The 848-nt window shown below is 60.7% G+C and carries 2 protein-coding genes; both read left to right on the top strand.

The window, feature by feature from the left end; translation table 11 throughout:
- Positions 1-306, top strand: a 306-nt coding sequence (locus PY650_RS36560; protein ID WP_285884974.1) for a phosphopantetheine-binding protein, incomplete at its 5' end; no start/stop codon positions are given.
- Between the two features lie 47 nt (positions 307-353).
- Positions 354-848 (top strand): condensation domain-containing protein (locus tag PY650_RS36555; protein ID WP_285884972.1); only part of this gene is annotated, 495 nt, incomplete at its 3' end.

Here is an 848-nt window from a genome sequence, read left to right as displayed (position 1 = left end):
GCACGGCGCGCCTATGAGGCGCCGCAGGGCGAGCTCGAGACGACGCTCGCTCAGATCTGGACGGAGCTTCTCGGGATCGAGCGGGTCGGCCGCCACGACAATTTCTTCGAACTCGGCGGACACTCGCTGCTCGCCGTAAGGCTCTTGAGCCGGCTGTCGCAGGCTCTCGGTGTCGAACTGCCGCTGAGAACGTTGTTCGCCAAGCCGGCGCTCGCGCACCTCGCCCGTGAAATCTCTATCACCTTGATTGAACAAGAATTCGATGGTGACGAGCTTGAAAAGCTGGTCTTCCTAGGAGCTAGATAATGACTAATTTAGTTAGGAATAGCTTAGAAAACCTAGACGACGAAAGCTTGGCCAGGCTGTTGTTAGTTGCAAAAGAGAAGATAGCAAAACGGAGCGAAGCAGACACCACGATATCACAGGTAAGCCGGAACGAGCCGCTTGCGCTGTCGTTCGCGCAGCAGCGGCTGTGGTTCCTGGCGCAGCTGGACGAGGCGAGCACCAACTATCATATTCCGCTGGTCTTGCGGCTATCTGGTGTGCTCGAGCGCAGCGCCTGGCAGCGTAGCCTCGACCGTCTGTTGGCGCGCCATGAGGCGCTGCGCAGCATCTTTGTCGCACCTGAGGGCAAGCCCCGGGTCGAGGTCCTGCCGCCGGATGCGGGGCTGCCGGTGATCGAGCACGATCTCAAGGGCAGGGCGGATGCTGCGGCGGCGCTTTTGGAGCTGTGCCATGAGGAGGCGCACACGCCGTTTGATCTTTCGCGCGGGCCGCTGATCCGCGGGCGGCTGATCGACATGTCGGACGAGGAGCACGTCTTCCTTTTGACCCAGCATCACATCGTC

The organism is Martinezella calliandrae (assembly GCF_030272695.1).
In the GTDB taxonomy this organism is placed as follows: domain Bacteria; phylum Pseudomonadota; class Alphaproteobacteria; order Rhizobiales; family Rhizobiaceae; genus Rhizobium; species Rhizobium calliandrae.
Note: the sequence above shows the minus strand (reverse complement) of the source record. Positions and strands in the feature narration are given on the sequence as shown.